The organism is Shigella sp. FC1967 (assembly GCF_001743005.1).
Classification (GTDB): domain Bacteria; phylum Pseudomonadota; class Gammaproteobacteria; order Enterobacterales; family Enterobacteriaceae; genus Proteus.
The window spans coordinates 1-906 of record NZ_MIIZ01001093.1 but is presented as its reverse complement, the minus strand read 5'-3'; the positions used below and the strand labels follow the sequence as shown (position 1 = coordinate 906).

Below are 906 nucleotides of genomic sequence, written 5' to 3'. Positions count from 1 at the left end.
AGTTATATCTGTCTGTATTTTTAAATAAAAACACGTCAAGTGCGTCATTTAGATATGCCTATATGTTTAATTCAAGAATTAAATACACTCCCTATTAAAAGGGTGGATAATCTCTGTTAAAAATACAGATTTTGATAATTTAGATTTATCTTAATTGATAAGAAAGATCACTTACACTAGGCTTACGTATTGTTGCTACTAAATTAAGGATGAAGTCATGAATTGGTATTTGGAAGTCATTAAAAATAATTACGCTAACTTTTCAGGCCGTGCTCGCAGAAAAGAATATTGGATGTTTACACTCGTAAATACCATTATTATTACTGTTTTATACGCTATTGTAATTTCATCAATAGATATGAATACGGGTGAAATGAGTGGATTAGGTTCAATTGTTGGTATTATTTTAGGCATCTACTCTTTAGCTGTTATCGTACCTAGCATTGCAGTAACTATTCGTCGCTTCCACGACCAAGATAAATCAGGTTGGATGTTCTTACTTGCATTTATTCCCGCTATTGGTGGATTAATTGTTTTTGTCTTTATGTGCCTTGAAGGTACTAAAGGTGACAACAGATTCGGCCCAGACCCTAAAGCTTAATCTATTGCTGAATTAATATGACAATACAGTGAGTGTACCTATATTAAGTTTACTCACTGTATTAATTGATTTTCCCCACTTTTATTACGACCATCTGAAAACATGTCCTTTCTTTAAATCACTCCCCCATCTCCTACCGCATTATACTTTGCTATTTTTTATTTACCTCTGAATTCTCTAATTAATGTTACAGAGTTCTTACATCAAACTTATCGCATTGATTCTTAAATTTTTTATTACTCGTTTGGCCCTAATCACACTATATAAGTAAAAAATACGTATTCCTTTACTAAATCAATGCTAAC

At 31.9% G+C, this 906-nt stretch carries 1 protein-coding gene; it reads left to right on the top strand.

Annotated features, from left to right (window positions below; all coding sequences use genetic code 11):
- Positions 1–217: 217 nt before the first annotated feature.
- Positions 218–601 (top strand): DUF805 domain-containing protein, encoded by a 384-nt coding sequence (locus BHE89_RS18725; RefSeq protein WP_069369025.1) that lies wholly within the window; start codon positions 218–220, stop codon positions 599–601.
- Positions 602–906: the final 305 nt, after the last annotated feature.

What these genes read in the sequence shown, in the direction of transcription:
- BHE89_RS18725 (WP_069369025.1), top strand. Translation starts at nt 218, where the DNA reads ATGAATTGGTATTTGGAAGTCATTAAAAATAATTACGCTAACTTTTCA.